The organism is Stappia sp. P2PMeth1, from assembly GCF_900185735.1.
In the GTDB taxonomy this organism is placed as follows: domain Bacteria; phylum Pseudomonadota; class Alphaproteobacteria; order Rhizobiales; family Stappiaceae; genus Stappia.
In genome coordinates this window covers 164226-184800 of sequence record NZ_FYAW01000015.1, presented here as the reverse complement: position 1 = coordinate 184800, position 20575 = coordinate 164226, and the positions used below count along the sequence as shown (strand labels likewise).

The following is a 20575-nucleotide window of genomic DNA, read 5'->3' as shown; positions in this document are numbered from 1 at the left end:
GGGAACGTGCGGATGAAGCTGGCTGCGGAGTTGCGGAGCCTTCTGCCCGGTATGGCGGGCGCGGCGATGGTGCTGGTGGCGGGCCTGTCGCCGGCTGCTGCCGACAAGATCGAGAATCCGGTGGCGGTGTTCTCCGGCCTCGACAAGATCACCGGCCGCATCATCAGCTTCGACGTCTATATCGGCGAGACGGTGCAGTTCGGCGCGCTGCAGGTGACGCCGCGCCAGTGCAACACCCGGCCCGAGACCGAGGCGCCGCAGACCACCGCCTTCGTCGAGGTCGACGAGATCACGCTCAACAACGAGGTGCGGCGGATCTTTACGGGGTGGATGTTCGCGGCGAGCCCCGGCCTGCATGCGGTCGAGCACGCGGTCTATGACGTGTGGCTGACCGACTGCAAGCAGTCCTCCACCGTTGCCCCGCCGGCCAATTACAGCGGCCCGCCGATCTCGGCGGAAGCGGCGGCCGGCGAGGATCCGCTGGCCGGCACCAAGCCGGAGCTCGGCCCCGGCGAGGTGCTTCCCCGGCTCAAGCCGCCGATGTGAGGGCGGGCCGGATCTCCGTCAGGCGAGGCTGCGGCCCAGCCGGCCGGCGAGGTCCTGGATGAACTGGAAGGCGACGCGGCCCGAGCGGCTGCCGCGGGTCGTCGACCATTCCAGCGCCTCGGCGCGCAAGCTCGCGGGGTCGTAGTCGAGGCCATAGTGCCGGACATAGCCCTCGATCATCGCCAGGAACTCGTCCTGGCTGCATTTGTGGAAGCCGAGCCACAGGCCGAAGCGATCCGACAGCGACACTTTCTCCTCCACCGCCTCGCTCGGATTGATTGCGGTCGAGCGCTCGTTCTCGATCATGTCGCGCGGCAGCAGGTGGCGTCGGTTGGAGGTGGCGTAGAACAGCACCGTCTCGGGCCGGCCCTCGATGCCGCCGTCGAGCGCGGCCTTCAGCGACTTGTAGGAGGCATCGCCGCTGTCGAAGCTGAGATCGTCGCAAAAGACGATGGTGCGGTGGCCGCCGGCCTTCACCAGCTTCATCAGGGCCGGCAGGCTCTCGATGTCCTCGCGGTGGATCTCGATCAGCTTCAGCCGTTGGGCCGCGCCCCGGCCGGCGAGGGCGGCGTTGACATGGGCGTGGCTCGCCTTGACCAGCGACGACTTGCCCATGCCGCGCGCGCCCCACAGCAGCACGTTGTTGGCGGCAAAGCCGCTGGCGAAGCGCATCGTGTTGTCGACGAGCTGGTCGCGGGCCCGGTCGACACCCTGCAGCAGGTCGATATCGACCCGGTTGACCTTCTCCACCGGCTCCAGGGAGCTCGTGTCGGCCTGCCAGACGAAGGCGTCGGCGGCGGCGAAGTCGGGAGCGGGGCGGGCCGGCGGCACCGCGCGCGAGATCAGCTCGATGAGCGTGTCGAGGCGGCTGGCGAGTTCGTCGACCTGGGTCTTGTACTGCTGAGCGGGATCCATATCTGTGCCATTGGTGTTTGTGATGGGGCCTGCCGGGTCGAGACGGCCGGCAGCGCAGGTGCGGGGGAGTTTCCTAGCACGGGGCAGGGCCGCGCCAAAGCCGGGAAACACCGGCGGAAGCAGGCCGCGAACCGCGCGGTTCGTCTTGCAAAGACCGGCGCGACTTGTATAGTCCGCGCGACTTTCGTTCAGTCGCCAGCCTAGGGGATTGTCCGCGAATGCGCGCGGCCTCCGGGGCGGCAAGGGAGATGTACATGCTGATTTCACCCGCCTATGCCCAGGGAGCCGGCGGCTCCGGCACGCCCGATCTGCTGATGTCGCTGCTGCCCTTCGTGCTGATCTTCGTGATCATGTACTTCCTGATCATCCGGCCGCAGCGCCAGCGGATGAAGCAGCACCAGGAGCTGGTCGCGAACCTGCGCCGCGGCGACACGGTCGTCACCGCCGGCGGGCTGATCGGCAAGGTCTCCAAGGTGGTGGACGAGGGCGAGGTGCAGCTCGAACTCGCCGAGGGGCTGAAGGTGCGCGCGGTGCGCAGCATGATCACGGAAGTCCGCTCGAAGTCCGAGCCCGTCAAGGACAACGGCTGACCCGAGGGTCGAACTCTTTCCCAGTCCGGCGGGGCGCCAGCAGGCGGCCTGCCGGAACACCAGAAGCGGCACCGTCATGCTCTATTTCGCACGCTGGAAGATCGCGCTGATCGTCCTCGTCATTCTCGCCGGGGCGATCACCACCCTGCCGAACTTCCTGTCGCCTGCGGCCTTGCGCGCGTTGCCGGACTGGTTGCCCTCCCGCCAGATCGTGCTGGGTCTCGACCTGCAGGGCGGCGCCTATCTGCTCTATGAGGTCGACCGCACCGACTATGTGCAGAAGCGGCTGAAGACGCTGGAAGGCGACATCCGCCAGAAGCTGCGGGAAGAGCCGCGCATCGGCTATACCGGCCTTGGCGTGCAGGGCGAGGGCGTGCAGGTGCGCATCCGCGATCTGGAGCGGCTTCAGGACGCGCGCACGCGGCTGAACGAGCTGACCAACCCGCTGGTCACCAATCTCTTCGGCGGCCAGACCGTCAACGAATTCTCGATGACCGTCGCCGATGACGGGCTGGTCCGCTTCGCCTATACCGAGCAGGGCCTGGCGCAGCGCATCGGCACCATCGTCCAGCAGTCGATCGAGGTGATTCGACTGCGCCTCGACGAATTCGGCACGACCGAGCCCAGCATCCAGCGCCAGGGCGAGGACCGCATCCTGGTGGAGGCGCCGGGCGAGGGCGATCCGCAGCGCCTGAAGGAGCTGATCGGCCAGACGGCGCAGCTCACCTTCCACATGGTCGACCAGTCGATGGCGCCGGAGCAGGCACTGCAGAGCCGGCCGCCGGCCGGGACGATCGTGCTCTATTCGATGGACGATCCGCCCTATCCCTATCTGCTGGAGGAGGCGCCGCTGCTGTCGGGCGAGGATCTCGTCGACGCGCAGGTCTCCTTCGATTCGCGCAGCAACGAGCCGGTGGTCAACTTCCGCTTCAACACCTCGGGCGCGCGCACTTTCTCGGTCGTCACCCAGCGCAATGTCGGGCGGCCCTTCGCCATCGTCCTCGACAACGAGGTGATCTCGGCGCCGGTCATCCGCGAGCCGATCACCGGCGGCTCGGGCCAGATCTCCGGCAGCTTCACGGTGGAAAGCGCCAACGACCTCGCGGTGCTGCTGCGCGCCGGCGCGCTGCCGGCCAAGCTCTCCGTCGTCGAGGAGCGCTCCATCGGTCCGGGCCTCGGCCAGGATTCGGTCGATGCCGGCCGTATCGCCGCGGTGATCGCCGCAGCGCTGGTGGTGATCTTCATGGTGCTGGCCTATGGCCGCTTCGGCGTCATCGCCGATCTGGCGCTGGCGACCAATATCCTGCTGATCTTCGGGGCGCTGACGACGCTGCAGGCGACGCTGACCTTGCCCGGCATCGCCGGCATCGTGCTCACCGTCGGCATGGCGGTCGATGCCAACGTGCTGATCTTCGAGCGCATCCGCGAGGAATTGCGGGCCGGGCGCTCGGCGATCAGTGCCATCGACGCAGGCTATTCGCGGGCGCTCGGGACCATCCTCGACGCCAACATCACGACGCTCATCGCGGCGCTCATCCTGTTCCAGCTCGGCTCCGGCCCGATCCGCGGCTTCGCGGTGACGCTGGCCATCGGCATCTTCACGACGGTGTTCTCGGCCTTCACGGTGTCGCGCCTGCTCGTGTCGCTGTGGGTGCGCTGGAAGCGCCCGAGCAAACTGACGCTCTGAGCGCCGGGAGATAAGACCATGCTCTTGAAACTGATCCCGGAAGGCACCCGCATCCAGTTCATGCGGTACAGGACCATTTCCTATCCGCTGTCGGCGGTGATGTTCCTTGCCTCTATCGCGCTGTTCTTCTCGGTCGGGCTGAATTTCGGCATCGACTTCCGTGGCGGCACCGTGTTCGAGATGAAGACGATGGAATCGCCGGCGGACGTCGCCTCGATCCGCGCCCAACTCGGCACGCTCAACCTCGGCGACGTCCAGGTGCAGCAGTTCGGCGGCCCGGACGAGGTGCTGGTGCGCGTGCAGCAGCCGGAAGGCGGCGAGCTTGCCCAGCAGGCGGTGGTGTCGCTGGTGCGCGAGAGCTTCGCCGAAAGCGTCGAGTTCCGCCGCGTCGAGGTGGTGGGGCCGCGCGTCTCGGGCGAGCTTGCCCAGGCCGGCCTGATCGCCGTCGTCGCCTCGCTGGTCGTCATCCTGTTCTACATCTGGTTCCGCTTCGAGTGGCATTTCGCCGTCGGCGCGATCCTGACGACGATCAACGACATCGTCGTCACCATAGGCCTTTTCGTGGTGCTGCAGCTCGACTTCTCGCTGTCGAGCATCGCCGCGATCCTGACCATCATCGGCTATTCGCTGAACGACACGGTCGTCGTCTATGACCGGGTGCGCGAGAACCTGCGCAAATACAAGAAGCAGCCGCTGCCGGACCTGCTCGACCGCTCGATCAACGAGATGCTGTCGCGCACGGTGATGACCTCGCTGACGACGCTGCTGGCGCTCGGCGCGCTCTACTTCTTCGGCGGCGAGGTGATCCGGTCCTTCACCCTGGCGATGATCTTCGGCGTGGTGATCGGCACCTATTCGTCGATCTTCCTGGCCGCGCCCTTCCTGATCCTGCTCAACCTGCGTCCGTCCAACATCGTCGGCGAGGACGGGGATACGCCGGACGGGGGCGAGGGCAAGGCGTCCGCCGGCGGTTCCGCCGCCGCCGCCTGAGCGGTTCGGGGCGCGCAGCAATGGCCGGCCGTGGTCAGGGGATCGTGATCCGCAACGCGCATTTTCCCGGCCGCGCGCCGATCGAGGCCTATGGCGAGGGGGGCTTCCGCTTTGCCGGCATGTCGCATCGCGGCTCGATCCTGTGCGTGCCGAGCGGCATCTACGGCTTTGCCGATCTGACGCCGAAGCAGCTCGACCGCCAGGCATTGGAGCGGGTGTTCGAGGAGGCGGCGGAGATCGAGGTGCTGCTGGTCGGCACCGGAGCGGAGCTCGTGCCGCTGACCGCCGACCTGCGGGCGGCGGCGCGCGAGGCCGGCATCATGGCCGACCCGATGTCCACCGGCGCGGCAGTCAGGACCTACAATGTGCTTCTTTCGGAGGGCCGCGCCATTGCGGCCGTCCTGCTCGCGGTCGGCTGAGATGCCGGTTTCTGCCCGCATCGGCGGGCGCCCGGCCTCCCCATTTGCGCGTGCCGCGCTAGGTGTCTCGGGATGATGACCAGGGACGGCACGGGAGCGGATCACTGCCTCTCGCTCGTGCGCAAGCTCGACTTCGACCGCTACCTGTCGCTGCTCTACACCGGTGGAGCGGCGCGAGACGGGCTTGCCGCGCTCTATGCCTTCAACATGGAGATCGCGCGGGCGCGCGAGATCGTCTCCGACCCGATGCCCGGCGAGATCCGCTTCCAGTGGTGGCGCGACACGCTGGAGGCGCCGGCGGGCGCCGATGTCGACCAGCACCCGGTTGCCGGCGCGATCCGGCGGACCATTGCCGCCAATGCCCTGCCGCTCGCGCCCTTCGTCAACCTGATCGATGCCCGCGTCTTCGACCTTTACGACGACCCGATGCCGACGCTCGGCGATCTGGAAGGCTATGCCGGCGAGACCTCCTCGGTGCTGATCCAGCTTGCCGCGATGGTCCTGTGCCGGGGGCGCGATCCGGGCACGGCGGAGGCGGCCGGCCATGCGGGCGTCGCCTATGCCATCACCGGGCTGCTGCGCGCGCTGCCCTGGCATGCGCGCCGGCGCCAGCTCTATCTGCCGGGCGATCTGCTGGACGCCCATGGCGTCGACCGGGAGGCGCTGTTCGCGGGGCAGGCGGGCCCGGAACTCAACGGCGCCATCGCCGATCTCGTCGCCATCGCCCGCCGCCATCTCGACGCCTTGCGCCGGCGCATCGGCGACGTGCCGCGCGAGGCGATCCCGGCCTTCCTGCCGGTCTGCCTGAGCGGGCCGCTGCTGGCGCGCATCGAGCGGCGGAGCGAGGATCCGCTCAACTCCGTCGTCGACCTGTCGCCGCTCGCCAAGCACTGGATCACCTGGCGCTCCTGGCGGCGCGCCTGCAAGGGCTGCCGCAACAGTCTCGGCTGAGCCGGTGCGCGCCGCACCCGCCTATTCGGCGGCGTCGCGGATGGGCACGGCGGCGGCGATCCAGCGAGCGAAATCCTCGCGCGCCCGGCCGGTCATGGCGAGCTTCTTCGCGCGCGTCTTGTCCTTGCCCTTGAGGCGACGACCATCCGCGTCGGTCTTCGGCGCCTCGATCGGCGGGAACAGGCCGAAATTCACGTTCATCGGCTGGAACGAGCGCGGGCCCGGCTCGTCGCGCAGGATATGGCCGCCGGTGATGTGGCCGAGCAGCGCGCCCATCGCCGTCGTTTCCGGCGGTGGCGGGCAGGCTTCGCCCCGCCGCTCGGCCGCCGCGAACAGGCCCGCCATGCAGCCGACGCTCGCCGATTCGACATAGCCCTCGCAGCCGGTGACCTGGCCGGCGAAGCGCAGCTCGGGGCGCGCCTTCAGCCGCAGCGTGCCGTCGAGCAGCTTCGGCGAGTTGAGGAACGTGTTGCGGTGGAGGCCGCCGAGCCGGGCGAAGACGGCCTCTTCCAGCCCCGGAATCATCCGGAACACCTCGAGCTGCGCCCCGTGCTTCAGCTTGGTCTGGAAGCCGACCATGTTGTAGAGCGTGCCGAGTGCATTGTCCTGGCGCAGTTGCACCACCGCATAGGGCTTCTCGTCCGGCTTGTGCGCGTTGGTCAGGCCCATCGGCTTCATCGGCCCGTGGCGCAGGGTCTCGCGGCCGCGCTCGGCCATCACCTCGATCGGCAGGCAGCCGTCGAAATAGGGCGTCGTCTCCTCCCACTCCTTGAACTCCGCCTTGGGGGCGGCGATCAGGGCGTCGATGAAGGCCTCGTATTGCGCCTTGTCCATCGGGCAGTTGATGTAATCCTTGCCCGAGCCGCCGGGGCCGGGCTTGTCGTAGCGCGACTGGAACCAGCAGGTGTCGAGGTCGACGCTGTCGAAATGCAGGATCGGCGCGATGGCGTCGAAGAAGGCGAGGGCGTCCTCGCCTGTCGCCTCGAGAATCGCCTGCGACAGGGCGGGCGAGGTCAGCGGCCCGGTGGCGATGATGACGCTGTCCCAGTCCGCCGGCGGCAGGCCGGCGATCTCCTCGCGCAGGATCGTCACCAGCGGATGCGCCTCCAGCGCCGCGGTGACGGCGGCGGCAAAGCCGTCTCGGTCGACGGCGAGCGCCCCGCCGGCCGGCACCTGATGCGCATCGGCGCTGGCCATGATCAGCGAGCCGGCGTCGCGCAGTTCCGCATGCAGCAGGCCGACAGCGTTCTGTTCGGCATCGTCCGAGCGGAAGGAGTTGGAGCAGACCAGTTCGGCAAGGTCCTGCGTCTTGTGCGCGTCGGTGCCGCGCACCGGGCGCATCTCGTGCAGCACCACTGGCACGCCGCGCCGGGCAAGCTGCCAGGCGGCCTCCGAGCCGGCAAGGCCGCCGCCGATCACATGTACTGGCTGCATCTCGCTTCACTCTCCGCGCTTGTGGTTCCCGGCGGCAGATGCCGTCCGGGCGTATCCGTTTCAAGGCGCTGACTTAGCGCGTCCCCTTCCATCAGGCAAACGCGGGGAGGATAACAGAGGGGACAACGGCCGGGAGAACGCATGATTCGCGATGCAAGGGCGGGAGAGCGGCGCAGGACGCCGCGCGGCAAGGTCTGGCTGGCCCTCGGCGGCCTGCTGCTGGCCGGCTGCGCCGGACAGGCCGCCGGCCCGGCGGCAAGCTGGTATGCCGAGCACAACGGCGTCGCGCCGTCTGGCACCCGCATCTATGTCTGCCATGCCTTCGGCTGCGCGCTGAAGACGCCGTTCGATTTCACGCCCGCCCAGATGCGCCGGCTCAAGGCGATCCTGGCGAAGGGGCGCGCCTCGCCGGAGGCCGAACGCGCGGCGATCGCCGAGGCCATCGCCTGGTCGGAGCGGACCATCGGCCCGGTGGTCGGCTCGGACAAGGATGTCGGCGGCCTCGACCTGCACAATGCCGGCGTGCCGGGGCAGATGGACTGCATCGACGAGGCGACCAACACCACCAGCGTGCTGAGCGTCGCGGCCCGCGCCGGCTATCTCGCCCATCACAAGGTCGCAAGCCCCGTGGCGCGCGGCTTCTTCCTCGACGGGCGCTATCCGCATGCCACCGCCGTGGTGCGCGAGACCAAGAGCGGTGCGGCCTTCGCGGTCGATTCCTGGCCGCATGCGAACGGGGTGAAGCCGGAGATCATGCCGCTGGAGGCCTGGTTCGCCGCGCGCGGGTGAGGCGGGGGGACTCCCATCCTTTAGCAAGCGGCTTTTGAGAGGTGGTTGGCATCGAAGGCGGTCCTCGTCGCCGCTCTGGCAGCCAATGGGCACCGGGTCTCGCTTACGCTTGCCCGGTGTGACGGCTGAGGGGATGCGAGGTCGGGCCTTCTCCTCGGAGGTCGTCCCGGCCGCAGGCGAAGCCGGAGAGCCGGGAACCATTGGCATCCTCGGCGGGCGTGAGGCGTGAGGCGTCGCGGGCCGTGCCGGAGGCCTGTTCGGAGGGGCCTCGCCGCCGCTCTGGCAACGAATAGCCCCCGGCTCTCCGGCTTCGCCTGCGGCCGGGGTGACCTCGGAGTGTGGGACGGCGGCAGCGGGGCGACGCGGCAGCCGGGGGGGCGGGCTGTCGCCGGCAAAGCACCGTCAAAGCAGCCGGCATGTCCGGCTTTCGATTTTTCGAAAGCGAAACCGGATATTGTTCGGCCAAGCCTGCGTTGTCGGCAAGCTTCCGCGAGCAAACGTGGCCGCAGAAAAGAAAAAAGCAAGGCACAAGGCCTTGCTTACTAGGTTTCGCGTATCACACCTTCGTTCGCCAAAGGCAAAAAAGATCTGTTTCGGCGGGCAGCAGTCAGTTACGACGCGCCAGAAGGCTCTTCCTCCCAAGACTCAGACCGCGATGTCTGTTTTTTGACAAAGTAAGCCTTGCAGCTTCTTGCCTTGTTATGAGAACGGACCATAGCGCATCGTTATCCCCTTGTCACCATTTTGTGCAAGCGCAGCCCAAAATTTTTGCGGGCAGGGGGTTGAAGTCGGACGCTCACCGACATCCGGCGCGAAATTCGCGGTTTCGCGCCATCCCGCTCGCCGGCGGGACTTGTGTTTTTCCGGCGCATGCGCTTTCACTGCGCAAACTTCAGGCGTCGCAATCCGCGCGCCGTTCCCGCCAGCCATGCAAGTCCGAGAAGCCAGCCGATGCGTCTGTCCCGCACCTTTCTCCCCATTCTCAAGGAAACGCCGAAGGAGGCGGAAATCGTCTCGCACCGGCTGATGCTGCGTGCGGGGCTGATCCGTCAGGAGGCGGCCGGCATCTATGCCTGGCTGCCGATGGGCCTGCGGGTGCTGCGCAAGATCGAGCAGATCGTGCGCGAGGAGCAGAACCGGGCCGGCGCCCAGGAACTCCTGATGCCGACGATCCAGCCGGCCGACCTGTGGCGCGAAAGCGGGCGCTACGATGCCTATGGCAAGGAGATGCTGCGCATCGCCGACCGGCACGAGCGCGAGATGCTGTACGGGCCGACCAACGAGGAGATGATCACCGACATCTTCCGTGCCTCGGTGCGGTCCTACAAGGACCTGCCGCTCAACCTCTACCACATCCAGTGGAAGTTCCGCGACGAGGTGCGCCCGCGCTTCGGCATCATGCGCGGCCGCGAGTTCCTGATGAAGGACGCCTATTCCTTCGATCTGGACAAGGAAGGCGCGCGCCATGCCTACAACCGCATGTTCGTCGCCTATCTGCGCACCTTCGCCCGCATGGGCCTGCAGGCGATCCCGATGCGTGCCGACACCGGCCCGATCGGCGGCGACATGAGCCACGAATTCATCATCCTCGCTTCCACCGGCGAGAGCGAGGTGTTCTGCGACAAGGCGATTCTCGACCTGCCGATCCCGGGCGAGGACACCGATTTCGACGCCGACCTGACCCCGGTCATCGACGCCTGGACGACGCCTTACGCGGCGACCGACGAGATGCATGACGCCAGCGCCTACGAGGCGGTCGCGGAGGAGGCGCGCATGTCGGCGCGCGGCATCGAGGTCGGCCACATCTTCTATTTCGGCACCAAGTATTCCGAGCCGATGGGGGCGAAGGTCGCCGGCCCGGATGGTGTCGAGGTGCCGGTGCATATGGGCTCCTACGGCGTCGGCGTGTCGCGTCTTTTGGGCGCGATCATCGAGGCGCATCACGACGAGGCGGGAATCAAGTGGCCGGCCTCGGTCGCCCCCTATCATGTCGGCCTTATCAACCTGAAGCCGGGCGATGCGGACGCGGATGCGGCCTGCGCCGACCTGGAGCGCCAGCTCGCGGCCGCCGGGGTCGAGGTGCTTGTGGATGACGTCGACACGCGGGCGGGCGCCAAGTTCGCGACAATGGACCTGATCGGCCTGCCGTGGCAGCTTATCGTCGGTCCGCGCGGTCTCAAGGAGGGGGTCGTGGAGCTCAAGCACCGGGCGAGCGGCGAGCGCAGCACGGTTTCGCCACAAGAGGCTGTCACGCGTCTGATCGGCGAACTGGCATCCTGAGGCGGTCCGGCTGACCGGGAACGGAGCGGCGGAGGGACGAGTGGCGCAGGGGCGAGTGGCGCAGGGAAACGGTCGGCACGGGGTATTGGAATGAGCGCAGCCGCAAAGCCAGGGACAAGACCGGCGAAGTCGTCCGACACGCCGGCCTTCGCCCGGTTCGAGTGGATGCTGGCCGGGCGCTATCTGCGCTCGCGCCGCCGCGAGGCGTTCATCTCCGTCATCGCCGGCTTCTCCTTCCTCGGCATCATGCTGGGCGTCGCCACGCTGATCATCGTCATGGCGGTGATGAACGGCTTTCGCGGCGAGCTGCTGACCAAGATCCTCGGCATCAACGGCCATCTGCTGGTCCAGCCCATCGGCAGCGAGCTCGACGACTACGACGCCGTCGCCGCGCGCATCGAGAACCTGACCGGGGTCACCTTCACGCTGCCCTTCGTCGAGGGGCAGGCGCTGATTTCCGGCCCCTCGGGGGCGTTCGGTGCCCTGGTGCGCGGCGTGCGCGAGAGCGATCTGGTGCGCCTGCCGCTGGTCGCCAGCACGGTCAGCGTCGGCACGCTGGACGGCTTCGACGAGAGCGAGGGACTGGCCATCGGCACGCGCATGGCCCGCCAGCTCGGCGTCACCGTCGGCGACATGGTCACTCTCGTCGTGCCGCGCGGCAATGTCACCGCGCTCGGCGTCACGCCCCGGGTCAAGGGCTATCCGGTACGGGCGATCTTCGAGATCGGCATGTCGGAATATGACGGCACCATCGCCTTCATGCCGCTGGACGAGGCGCAGCTCTTCTTCAACCAGGAGGGCATCGTCACCGGCATCGAGGTCTTCACCACCGATCCGGACAAGGTCGGCCCCATGCGCGCCGCCATCGAGGAGGGGGCCGGGCGGCCCGCCTTCGTCAGCGACTGGCGGGCGCGCAACATGACCTTCTTCTCCGCGCTCGAGGTCGAGCGCAACGTGATGTTCCTGATTCTCACGCTGATCGTGCTGGTGGCGGCGCTCAACATCATTTCCGGCATGACCATGCTGGTGAAGGACAAGGGCCGCGACATCGCCATCCTGCGGACGATGGGGGCGACGCGCGGCACCATCCTGCGCGTGTTCCTGATCACCGGCGCCAGCATCGGCATCGTCGGCACGCTGGCCGGCTTTGCCCTCGGCTTCGTCGTCTGCCTCAATGTCGAGAGCATCCGCCAGGGCATTTCCTGGCTGACCAGCACCGAGCTGTTCTCGCCGGAGCTCTATTTCCTCAGCCGCCTGCCGGCCGACATGGACACCGGCGAGACCATCACCGTCGTGGCGATGGCGATGGTTCTGTCGCTGCTGGCAACGGTCTATCCCGCCTGGCGGGCGGCCAGGCTCGATCCGGTCGAGGCGCTCAGATACGAATGACCATGGCCCGGAAACAACAACAGCAGCAGCCGCCGCATCTCGAAGGGCTGGAGGGCCTGCCCTTGGTGCTTGCCGGCATCAATCGCGGCTTTCGCGAGGGCGAGGGTCGTCTCGACATCCTGGTCGATGCCAATCTGGCGCTGCATCCGGGCGAACTCGTGGCGCTGGTCGCCCCCTCTGGTGCCGGCAAGTCGACCCTGCTGCACATTGCCGGGCTGCTGGAGCGCCCCGACAGCGGCGAGGTCTATGTCGGCGGGCTCGCCTGCGGCAGCATGGACGATGCCGACCGCACGCGCATCCGCCGCACCGAACTCGGCTTCGTCTATCAGTTCCACCACCTGCTGCCCGAGTTCACCGCCCTTGAGAACCTGGTGATCCCGCAGCTCATTCGCGGCCTCGACAAGCGCGAGGCGGAGGAGCGGGCGAGCCAGTTGCTCGACTATATGCGCCTCGGCAACCGGGCGAGCCACCGCCCCTCGGAACTGTCGGGCGGCGAGCAGCAGCGCGTGGCGATTGCCCGCGCCGTCGCCAATGCGCCGCGCATCCTGCTGGCCGACGAGCCGACCGGCAATCTCGATCCCGGCACTTCCAGCTATGTGTTCGACGCGCTGGTGGCGCTGGTGCGCGCCTCCGGTCTCGCCGCGCTGATCGCCACCCACAACATGGAGCTGGCGGGCCGCATGGACCGCCGCATCACCCTGCGCGACCAGCAGATCATCGAGCTCTGACGCCGTCGCGGGGGATCGGCAGGGGCGGGCGTCTTCGCGCGTCCTCCCGGACATATCCTCTCCTTTCGTCCTCCCGGACGAGGCCGAAGGCCGATGATCCGGGATCGGAGAGCCGAGAGCCTGTCGACGGCACTCCCGAACAACTCCGCCGTGCCTCCCCGGTCCCGGCTCGGCGCTCACGCGCCGTCCGGGAAGACGCCGAGGAGAGGGCGGAGCGACGAAACGCCCACTGAGGGCGCCAATGGTTCCCGGATCTTCGGCCTTCGGCCTCGTCCGGGACGACCCTTGAGAGGGTGGCACGGCCCCGCCCCACCCTCCGAGGTCATCCCGGCCGCGCGTCAGCGCAGAGCCGGGGGCTATTGGTTTCCAGAGCGGCGGCGAGGACGCGCTGGCCGAGCCTCTCGCGCGCCTACCTCGGTTGCATCCCGCGGTCACCTCTTCCCGCGTCCTCCCGCGCTCCGCCCTCTCTTTCGTCCCCCCGGACGCAGCCTCTCCTTCGTCCTCCCGGACGAAGGCCGAAGGCCGCAGATCCGGGATCGGCGAGCCGAGAGCCTGTCGGAAACGCTCCCGAACAACACCGCCGTGGCTCCCCGGTCCCGGCTCGGCGCTCACGCGCCGTCCGGGAAGACGCCGAGGAGAGGCCGAAGCGACAAACATCCGCTGAGGGCACCTCTGGTTCCCGGATCTTCGGCCTTCGGCCTCGTCCGGGACGACCCTTGAGAGGGTGGCACGGCCTCGCATCCTCTCTGCCGTCACACCGGGCAAGGCGCAGCCGCGACCCGGTGTCCATTGGTTTCCAGAGCGGCGGCGAGGACGCGCCGGCCGAGCCTCTCCCGCGCCTACCCCGGTTGCATCCCGCTTGTGATCGCTCCCCGCCTTGCTAGGATGGCGGGCAGGGGACGAGAGGCTAGGGGCTCGGCATGCGGTCGTTCGACAGACAGGGGCAACGCGTCGTTCCGCCGCCCGGCGGGCGCTCTCCCCAGAGACCGCCGCCACGCTGGCCCCTGCGCATCGCCCTGCGGCTGATGCCGGAGGCCGCGCTGGCGCGTCTGGCCGAGGCCCGGCTCACGGGCTGGGGCATATTGCTGTTGTGCCTTGGCATCGCCTCCGACCTCACCCAGCTTTTCGGAAACGTCGCGTTCTGGGCCGCCGGTGCCTCCTTCGCACTGGCGCTGGTTTTCCTTGCCGCGCTTGTGCTGCGCACCCGCTTTTGCCAGCTCTGCGCGGTGCCCTTTGTCGTCGCATTGGTCTCGACCCTGGTGTTCGCGGCCGTTTTCGGAGCGCAGTCCCTGATGGCGGCGCAGGCGCGCGGTGTCATCGCGGACACGGTTCCGGGCGTTGCGGCCGGGCAGGACTGGCTCAAGGAGATCCTCGACCGTCTGGACAAGATCGGAGAGGACACGGCCGCGACGCGCCAGGACGCGGCCGAGATCCGCGACAGCATGGCAACGCGGGAGGACATCACCGGTCTTGAGGCTCGCCTGCTTGCGGCGATGGAGGATCGATTGGCCGCCGCCCGCGCCAGCGGCATCACCGACGCAGCCTTGATCGAGCTGGCCCGCCGGATCTCCGCCGACGTTGCCGACCCGCAACAGGCCTTCCGCGAGCTGGAAAACGCCGTCGAGATCGCCATTCGCGTCCAGCAGGAAGGGCGGCAGGGCTCCAATCTCGGTGCCTTTGTCGACGAGGTTCTGGCCCGCGTCGCCTCGCTCGCCGCCACCGGCGCCTATGACGAGGCGACGGTCGAAATCGACGCGGCGCTCGCCAGGGAGGCGGAGGAGGCCCGCCTTCTGGATGAGCGCCGGGAGGAGTCCCGCGCCCGCAGTCTGCGCCTGCTCGACGCCGGGCTTGAGCAGGACCTGCTGCGCCGCGATGCCGAAAGTGCCGCCGCCCGCCTCGCCCGAATGGTGGAGATCGAGCGTCCCGAGGGCGCGAGCCTGTTCGATCATCTGCGCGCCGTCCAGGACGACTGGTACGAACGTGGCCGCGACAGGGGCGTGAACCTCGATCTTGAGGTCGCGATCGCCCTTGCCCGCCGCATGGTCGACCTTGCCACAGATGCCGATCAGCGCGGGGCCGCGCTGAACGTTCTCGGCAACGCGCTGCAAACGTTGGGCATGCGCGAGACCGACCCGGCACGGCTGGAGGACGCCGTCACCGCCTACCGGCTGGCGCTGGAGGAGTGGACGCGGGGGCGCGTGCCGCTCGACTGGGCGATGACGCAGACCAATCTCGGCTTAGCGCTTGCCGGGTTGGGCGCGCGCGAGGGTGACCCGGCGCGGCTGGAGCAGGCGGTCGCGGCCTACCGGCTGGCGCTGGAGGAGAGGACGCGCAAGCGCGTGCCGCTCGACTGGGCCGCGACGCAGAACAATCTCGGCAACGCGCTGCAAGTCTTGGGCACGCGCGAGGCCGGCACCGCGCGGCTGAAGGAAGCGATTGAGACCTACCGGCTGGCGCTGGAGGAGTGGACGCGCGAGCGCGTGCCGCTCCAATGGGCGATGACGCAGACCAATCTCGGCAGCGCGCTTGCCGAGTTGGGCGAGCGCGAGGCCGGCACGGCGCGGCTGGAGCAGGCGGTCGAGGCCTTTCGGCTGGCGCTGGAGGAGCGGGTGCGGGAGCGCGTGCCGCTCGATTGGGCGGCAACGCAGAACAATCTTGGACTCGCGCTGCAAACGTTGGGCACGCGCGAAGCCGACACGGAGCATCTGGAGCAGGCGGTCGCGGCCTACCGGTTGGCGCTTGAGGAATTCACGCGCGAGACAGCGCCATATTATCACGAAGTCGCGTCCCAAAACCTCGCCCGTGCGCAAGCGCTGCTGGACGAGCGGCGAAAGGCGCCTTGAGGCCGGCGACGACACGCGGGCCGAGGGTGCCAATGGTTCCCGGATCTTCGGCCTTCGGCCTCGTCCGGGACGACCCTCGAGAGAGTGGCACGGCCTTGCCCAACCCTCCGAGGTCACCCCGGACGAGCATCGCGAGATCCGGGGGCTATTGGTTTCCAGAGCGGTTGCGAGGACGCGCTGGCCGAGCCTCTCGCGCGCCTACCTCGGTTGCATCTCGCGCTCACCTCTCCCCGCGTCCTCCCTCGCTCCGCCCTCTCTTTCGTCCTCCCGGACGCAACCTCTCCTTCGTCCTCCCGGACGGAGGCGAAGCCGGAGATCCGGGATCGGCGAGCCGAGGGCCTGTCGGAAACGCTCCAGAACAACACCGCCGTGGCTCCCCGGTCCCGGCTCGGCGCTCACGCGCCGTCCGGGAAGACGCAAAGGGAGGCTGGAGAAAAAACACCTGCCGGGGGCGCCAATGGTTCCCGGATCTTCGGCCTTCGGCCTCGTCCGGGACGACCCTCGAGAGGGTGGCACGGCCTCGCATCCTCTCTGCCGTCACACCGGGCAAGGCGCAGCCGCGACCCGGTGTCCATTGGTTTCCAGAGCGGCGGCGAGGACGCGCTGGCCGAGCCTCTCCCGCGCCTACCTCGATTGCATCCCGCGGTCACCTCTCCTTCGTCCTCCCGGACGCTGCCCTCTCCTTGCGTCCTCCCGGACGGCGCGCGAGCGCCGAGCCGGGACCGGGGAGCCGGGGGCGTATGAGGCGCGCTCCGGAACCATGCCACGACCGCCGTGGCTCACCGGTCCCGGCTCTTCGGCCTTGCGGCCTCGTCCGGGAAGACGCCAGGCAAAGGCATCCCGCCTCATGCCCGCCGGGGGCGCCTCTGGGCTCCGCCCCCCGATCCTGCGCCCGGTTTAACCCTGCGCTAACCATGGGTCGTGCCGTCAGAGTGAAGGGGTTGCAAAAAGAACAAAACATGAACATACTCGGATTATCGAGAGGATCTGAGCAAGGGAGGGACCCATGTTCGACGAATTTCACGATCACTTTCAGGATCTGGCCGCGCTGGCGGCGCTGACCCTGTTCGGCACCACCATGCTGCTGTGGAGCAGCGCCATCGCCGAGCTGCTGACCTCCTGACGCGCGGCGTCTCCCGCCGGTCCGGCGGCCCGCCGGGGCGGCGAGCGCCACTCTTCGGTGCGGGATGCGCCCATATCTGGGGATCGGCGGGCAGGGCGGGTCGACATTGACCGGCGGACGCGAAACACTGCCGGCTCACCGGCGGCCCGACCCGATCCTGCGCGAGGCTTGAGCCTTCCGCGCGGGCGGCCCGGCCCCCAACACCGGCAGGAGCGACAGGGCAGACGATGAGCGATCCGGGCTTCGTCCATCTCAGGGTGCATTCGGCCTATTCGCTGCTGGAGGGCGCGCTGCCGATCGGCAAGCTTGTCGGGCTCGCCAGCGCCGACGGCCAGCCGGCGCTCGCCATCACCGACACGGCCAATCTCTTCGGCGCGCTGGAATTCTCCGACAAGGCCTGGGGCGCCGGCATCCAGCCGATCACCGGCGTGCAGCTTGCCGTCGATTTCGGCGATGGCGGCGTGCGCAAGGGGCGGGGCAGCGAGCATCTCGGCGACGTGGTGCTGCTCGCGGCGACCGACGAGGGCTATGGCAACCTGATGGACGTGGTCAGCCGCGCCTATCTCGACACCGACCCCTCGATGCGCGCGCATGTGCCGATCACCCGGCTGGAGGAGCGCTCGGCCGGCGTCATCCTGCTGACCGGCGGTGTGCTCGGGCCCATCGGCCAGGCGCTGGTCGCGGGCGAGCCGGACAAGGCGCGGGCGCGGCTGACGCGGCTGGCGGCGGCTTTCGGCGACCGTCTCTATGTCGAGCTGCAGCGCCACGACATGGCCGAGGAGATCGCCAGCGAGGCTGAGACCCTCGCGCTCGCCTATGATCTCGGCCTGCCGCTGGTTGCCACCAACGAGCCGTTCTTCGCGTCCGCCGACGATTACGAGGCGCATGACGCGCTGATCGCGATTGCCGAGGGGCGGGTGATCGCCGAGGACGACCGCCGCCGGCTGACGCCCGAGCACCGCTTCAAGACCCGCGCGGAAATGCTTGATCTCTTTGCGGATCTGCCGGAGGCGACCGCCAATACCGTCGAGATCGCCCGGCGCTGTCACGCCCGGCCGATGAAGCGCTCGCCGATCCTGCCGCAATTCGCCGCCGCCTCGGTCGATCCGGAGGCAGCCTTCGTCGCCGAGGTCGAGGAGCTGCGCCGGCAGGCGCGCGAGGGCCTTGCCAGCCGGCTGGAGGCGCATGGGCTTGCCGACGGCGTCAGCGAGCAGGACTACTGGGACCGGCTCGACTACGAGCTCGGCGTCATCGAGCGCATGCGCTTTCCCGGCTACTTCCTGATCGTTGCCGATTTCATCAAGTGGGCGAAGGCGCAGGACATTCCGGTCGGGCCGGGCCGTGGCTCGGGCGCCGGTTCGCTGGTCGCGTGGTCTTTGACCATTACCGACCTTGATCCAATGCGTTATGCGCTTCTGTTCGAGCGGTTTCTGAACCCCGAGCGCGTGTCGATGCCGGACTTCGACATCGACTTCTGCCAGAACCGGCGCGAAGAGGTGATCCGCTACGTGCAGCGCAAATACGGGCGCGAGCAGGTGGCGCAGATCATCACCTTCGGCACGCTGCAGGCCCGCGCCGTGCTGCGCGATGTCGGCCGCGTGCTGCAGATGCCCTATGGCCAGGTCGACCGGCTGTCGAAGATGGTGCCGGCGGTGCCCGGCCAGCCGGTGACGCTGGAGCAGGCGATCCGCGACGAGCCGCGCCTGCAGGAGGCGCAGCGCGAGGAGGAGACGGTGGCGCGGCTGCTCGCCATGGCGCAGAAGCTGGAGGGGCTCTACCGCCACGCCTCGACCCATGCCGCCGGCGTCGTCATCGGCGACCGGCCGCTGGAGCAGCTCGTGCCGCTCTACCGCGATCCGCGCTCCGACATGCCGGTCGCCCAGTTCAACATGAAGTGGGTCGAGCAGGCGGGCCTTGTGAAGTTCGACTTCCTCGGCCTCAAGACGCTGACGGTGATCGACACGGCGGTGAAGCTCATCGCCGACAAGGGCATCACCGTCGACATGGCGGGCCTGCCGATGGACGATCCGGCGACCTACCGCTTGCTGGCGGCCGGCGAGACGGTCGGCGTGTTCCAGTTGGAAAGCCAGGGCATGCGCCGGGCCATCGCCGGCATGAAGCCGGACCGGTTCGAGGACATCATCGCGCTGGTGGCGCTGTACCGTCCCGGCCCGATGGACAACATCCCGGTCTACAACGCCGTCAAGCATGGCGAGCAGGAGCCCGACTACCTGCATCCGCTGCTCGAGCCGATCCTGAAGGAGACGAACGGCATCATCGTCTACCAGGAGCAGGTGATGCAGATCGCCCAGGTGCTCTCGGGCTACTCGCTCGGCGAAGCCGATCTGTTGCGCCGCGCCATGGGCAAGAAGATCGCCGCGGAGATGGAGGTGCAGCGGGCCCGCTTCGTCGAGGGCGCGGTCGAGCGCGGCGTCGACAAGGGCCAGGCCGGCACGATCTTCGACCTGGTCGCCAAGTTCGCCAATTACGGCTTCAACAAGTCGCATGCCGCCGCCTATGCGCTGGTCTCCTACCAGACCGCCTGGCTGAAGGCGAACCATCCGGTCGAGTTCATGGCCGCGTCGATGACGCTCGATCTCGGCAACACCGACAAGCTCAGCGATTTCTGCGTCGAGGCCAGGCGCATGGGGATCAAGGTGCTGCCGCCCTCGATCAACCGCTCGGGCGTGCATTTCACCGTCGAGGGCGGGCAGATCCGCTATGCCATGGGCGCGATCAAGGGCGTCGGCGAAGGCGTGATGGAGCACATCATCACCGTGCGCGAGGAGCGTCCCTTCACCAGCCTCGGCAATTTCTCCTCGCGGGTGAATGCCCGCCAGCTCAACAAGCGGACGCTGGAAAGCCTCGTCAATGCCGGGGCCTTCGACGAGCTGGAGCCCAGCCGGGCGCGGCTGATCGCCGGCCTCGACCGCATCATCGGCGTCGCCCAGCGGACCGACGAGGAAAAGACCAGCGGCCAGAACGACATGTTCGGCGGCGGCGAGGAGGGCGAGGAGGTCTATCTGCCCGACGCGCAAGCCTGGCTGCCGGAGGAGCAGTTGCAGCGCGAGCAGGCGGCCATCGGCTTCTATCTCTCCGCCCATCCGCTCGATGCCTACCGGCCGCTGCTGGAGCGCATGCGGGTGCAGATGTGGAGCGAGTTCTCGCAGGCGGTGAAGCAGGGCGCCTCCGCCGGCCGGCTTGCCGGCACGGTGCTGTCGCGCCAGGAGCGCAAGACCCGCTCGGGCAACCGCATGGGCATCGTCCGCCTGTCCGATCCCACCGGCCAGTTCGAGGCGCTGCTGTTTTCCGAGGCGCTGGCCCAGTTTCGCGACGCGCTGGAGCCGGGCACCTCGGTGGTGCTTCTGGTCGGGGCGGACATGCGCGACGACGAGCCGAGCCTGCGCATCCAGTCGGTGCGGCCGCTGGAGGAGGAGGCCTCGCGGGTGCAGAAGAGCCTCACCGTGTTCCTGCGCAGCGAGCAGGCGGTTCACCGCCTGTCGCGGCATCTGGGCGAGCGCGGCGACGGCGAGGTCAGTGTCGTGGTGCTGTGCGGCGACGGCAACCGCGAGGTCGAGGTGAAGCTGCCCGGCGGCTACCGCCTGACGCCGCAGATGGCCGGCGCGGTCAAGACGCTTCCCGGCGTCGTCGAGGTGCAACTGGCGTGATCCGGCCGGGCAGGGGGCGGGCCGACCTCCGAGAGGGAGGCAAGGCCTTGCCCAACCCTCCGCCGTCACCCCGGACGAGCATCGCGAGAGCCGGGGCCCATTGGCTTCCAGAGCGGCGGCGGGATCCGTCAACTCCTCCCCGCGTCATCCCGCACGCAAGCCCCTCCTTCGTCATCCCGCACGCAGCGCAGCGAAGATGCGGGATCGGCGAGCCGAGAGCCTG

14 protein-coding genes are annotated in these 20575 nt (G+C 68.5%); 12 read left to right on the top strand and 2 right to left on the bottom strand.

Going from position 1 to position 20575, the window contains the following annotated elements; translation table 11 throughout:
* Window positions 1-12: 12 nt before the first annotated feature.
* Window positions 13-546: a DUF2155 domain-containing protein gene (locus P2PM1_RS08225; protein ID WP_186387956.1), complete on the top strand. Its 534-nt coding sequence runs from the start codon at window positions 13-15 to the stop codon at window positions 544-546.
* Window positions 547-564: 18 nt separating this feature from the next.
* Here the strand turns inward: P2PM1_RS08225 and P2PM1_RS08220 are convergent, their stop codons facing one another.
* The gene (locus P2PM1_RS08220) at window positions 565-1461 is read right to left on the bottom strand and encodes an ATP-binding protein (RefSeq protein ID WP_186398770.1); all 897 of its coding nucleotides are present in this window, start codon (window positions 1459-1461) and stop codon (window positions 565-567) included.
* 254 nt (window positions 1462-1715) lie between these two features.
* On the opposite strand from P2PM1_RS08220, the gene yajC reads away from it, so the two are divergent.
* From yajC to P2PM1_RS08195, 5 genes are all read left to right on the top strand, one after another.
* Window positions 1716-2051: a preprotein translocase subunit YajC gene (gene yajC, locus P2PM1_RS08215; protein ID WP_186387958.1), complete on the top strand. Its 336-nt coding sequence runs from the start codon at window positions 1716-1718 to the stop codon at window positions 2049-2051.
* A gap of 76 nt (window positions 2052-2127) precedes the next feature.
* Entirely contained in the window at window positions 2128-3738 is a 1611-nt protein-coding gene (gene secD, locus P2PM1_RS25400) for a protein translocase subunit SecD (RefSeq protein WP_186398769.1), read from the top strand.
* Window positions 3739-3756: 18 nt separating this feature from the next.
* Window positions 3757-4728, top strand: coding sequence for a protein translocase subunit SecF (gene secF, locus P2PM1_RS25395; RefSeq protein WP_186387960.1), 972 nt, complete (start codon window positions 3757-3759; stop codon window positions 4726-4728).
* Window positions 4729-4748: 20 nt separating this feature from the next.
* Window positions 4749-5147, top strand: coding sequence for an Mth938-like domain-containing protein (locus tag P2PM1_RS08200; RefSeq protein WP_186387961.1), 399 nt, complete (start codon window positions 4749-4751; stop codon window positions 5145-5147).
* 72 nt (window positions 5148-5219) lie between these two features.
* Window positions 5220-6098, top strand: coding sequence for a phytoene/squalene synthase family protein (locus tag P2PM1_RS08195; protein ID WP_371636522.1), 879 nt, complete (start codon window positions 5220-5222; stop codon window positions 6096-6098).
* A gap of 21 nt (window positions 6099-6119) precedes the next feature.
* Here the strand turns inward: P2PM1_RS08195 and trmFO are convergent, their stop codons facing one another.
* Window positions 6120-7532, bottom strand: a complete 1413-nt coding sequence (gene trmFO, locus P2PM1_RS08190) for a methylenetetrahydrofolate--tRNA-(uracil(54)-C(5))-methyltransferase (FADH(2)-oxidizing) TrmFO (RefSeq protein ID WP_186398768.1) — start codon at window positions 7530-7532, stop codon at window positions 6120-6122.
* 141 nt (window positions 7533-7673) lie between these two features.
* Here trmFO and P2PM1_RS08185 point away from each other — a divergent pair, with 141 nt between their 5' ends.
* The 6 genes from P2PM1_RS08185 (at window position 7674) to dnaE (ending at window position 20352) form a co-directional block, all read left to right on the top strand.
* On the top strand, window positions 7674-8321 hold the full coding sequence (locus P2PM1_RS08185; protein ID WP_244301448.1) for a hypothetical protein: 648 nt from the start codon (window positions 7674-7676) through the stop codon (window positions 8319-8321).
* Window positions 8322-9272: 951 nt separating this feature from the next.
* A complete protein-coding gene (gene proS, locus P2PM1_RS08180; protein ID WP_186398767.1) occupies window positions 9273-10601 on the top strand; it encodes a proline--tRNA ligase in 1329 nt (442 codons plus the stop codon).
* Window positions 10602-10691: 90 nt separating this feature from the next.
* Entirely contained in the window at window positions 10692-11990 is a 1299-nt protein-coding gene (locus P2PM1_RS08175; RefSeq protein WP_208985219.1) for a lipoprotein-releasing ABC transporter permease subunit, read from the top strand.
* Between the two features lie 2 nt (window positions 11991-11992).
* On the top strand, window positions 11993-12718 hold the full coding sequence (locus P2PM1_RS08170) for an ABC transporter ATP-binding protein (RefSeq protein WP_186398766.1): 726 nt from the start codon (window positions 11993-11995) through the stop codon (window positions 12716-12718).
* Window positions 12719-13638: 920 nt separating this feature from the next.
* Complete coding sequence (locus tag P2PM1_RS08165; RefSeq protein WP_244301447.1) at window positions 13639-15561, top strand: tetratricopeptide repeat protein; 1923 nt, start codon at window positions 13639-13641, stop codon at window positions 15559-15561.
* A gap of 1350 nt (window positions 15562-16911) precedes the next feature.
* Window positions 16912-20352, top strand: a complete 3441-nt coding sequence (gene dnaE, locus P2PM1_RS08160; protein WP_186398765.1) for a DNA polymerase III subunit alpha — start codon at window positions 16912-16914, stop codon at window positions 20350-20352.
* The last annotated feature ends 223 nt before the right edge of the window (window positions 20353-20575 follow it).

Excerpts from the sequence above, each read along its gene's own strand:
- P2PM1_RS08185 (WP_244301448.1), top strand. The coding sequence starts at position 7,674 with ATGATTCGCGATGCAAGGGCGGGAGAGCGGCGCAGGACGCCGCGCGGC.
- P2PM1_RS08200 (WP_186387961.1), top strand. The coding sequence starts at position 4,749 with ATGGCCGGCCGTGGTCAGGGGATCGTGATCCGCAACGCGCATTTTCCC.
- secD (WP_186398769.1), top strand. The coding sequence starts at position 2,128 with ATGCTCTATTTCGCACGCTGGAAGATCGCGCTGATCGTCCTCGTCATT.
- secF (WP_186387960.1), top strand. The coding sequence starts at position 3,757 with ATGCTCTTGAAACTGATCCCGGAAGGCACCCGCATCCAGTTCATGCGG.
- proS (WP_186398767.1), top strand. The coding sequence starts at position 9,273 with ATGCGTCTGTCCCGCACCTTTCTCCCCATTCTCAAGGAAACGCCGAAG.
- P2PM1_RS08165 (WP_244301447.1), top strand. The coding sequence starts at position 13,639 with ATGCGGTCGTTCGACAGACAGGGGCAACGCGTCGTTCCGCCGCCCGGC.
- P2PM1_RS08225 (WP_186387956.1), top strand. The coding sequence starts at position 13 with ATGAAGCTGGCTGCGGAGTTGCGGAGCCTTCTGCCCGGTATGGCGGGC.
- P2PM1_RS08170 (WP_186398766.1), top strand. The coding sequence starts at position 11,993 with ATGGCCCGGAAACAACAACAGCAGCAGCCGCCGCATCTCGAAGGGCTG.
- P2PM1_RS08175 (WP_208985219.1), top strand. The coding sequence starts at position 10,692 with ATGAGCGCAGCCGCAAAGCCAGGGACAAGACCGGCGAAGTCGTCCGAC.
- yajC (WP_186387958.1), top strand. The coding sequence starts at position 1,716 with ATGCTGATTTCACCCGCCTATGCCCAGGGAGCCGGCGGCTCCGGCACG.
- dnaE (WP_186398765.1), top strand. The coding sequence starts at position 16,912 with ATGAGCGATCCGGGCTTCGTCCATCTCAGGGTGCATTCGGCCTATTCG.
- P2PM1_RS08220 (WP_186398770.1), bottom strand. The coding sequence starts at position 1,461 with ATGGATCCCGCTCAGCAGTACAAGACCCAGGTCGACGAACTCGCCAGC.
- P2PM1_RS08195 (WP_371636522.1), top strand. The coding sequence starts at position 5,220 with ATGATGACCAGGGACGGCACGGGAGCGGATCACTGCCTCTCGCTCGTG.
- trmFO (WP_186398768.1), bottom strand. The coding sequence starts at position 7,532 with ATGCAGCCAGTACATGTGATCGGCGGCGGCCTTGCCGGCTCGGAGGCC.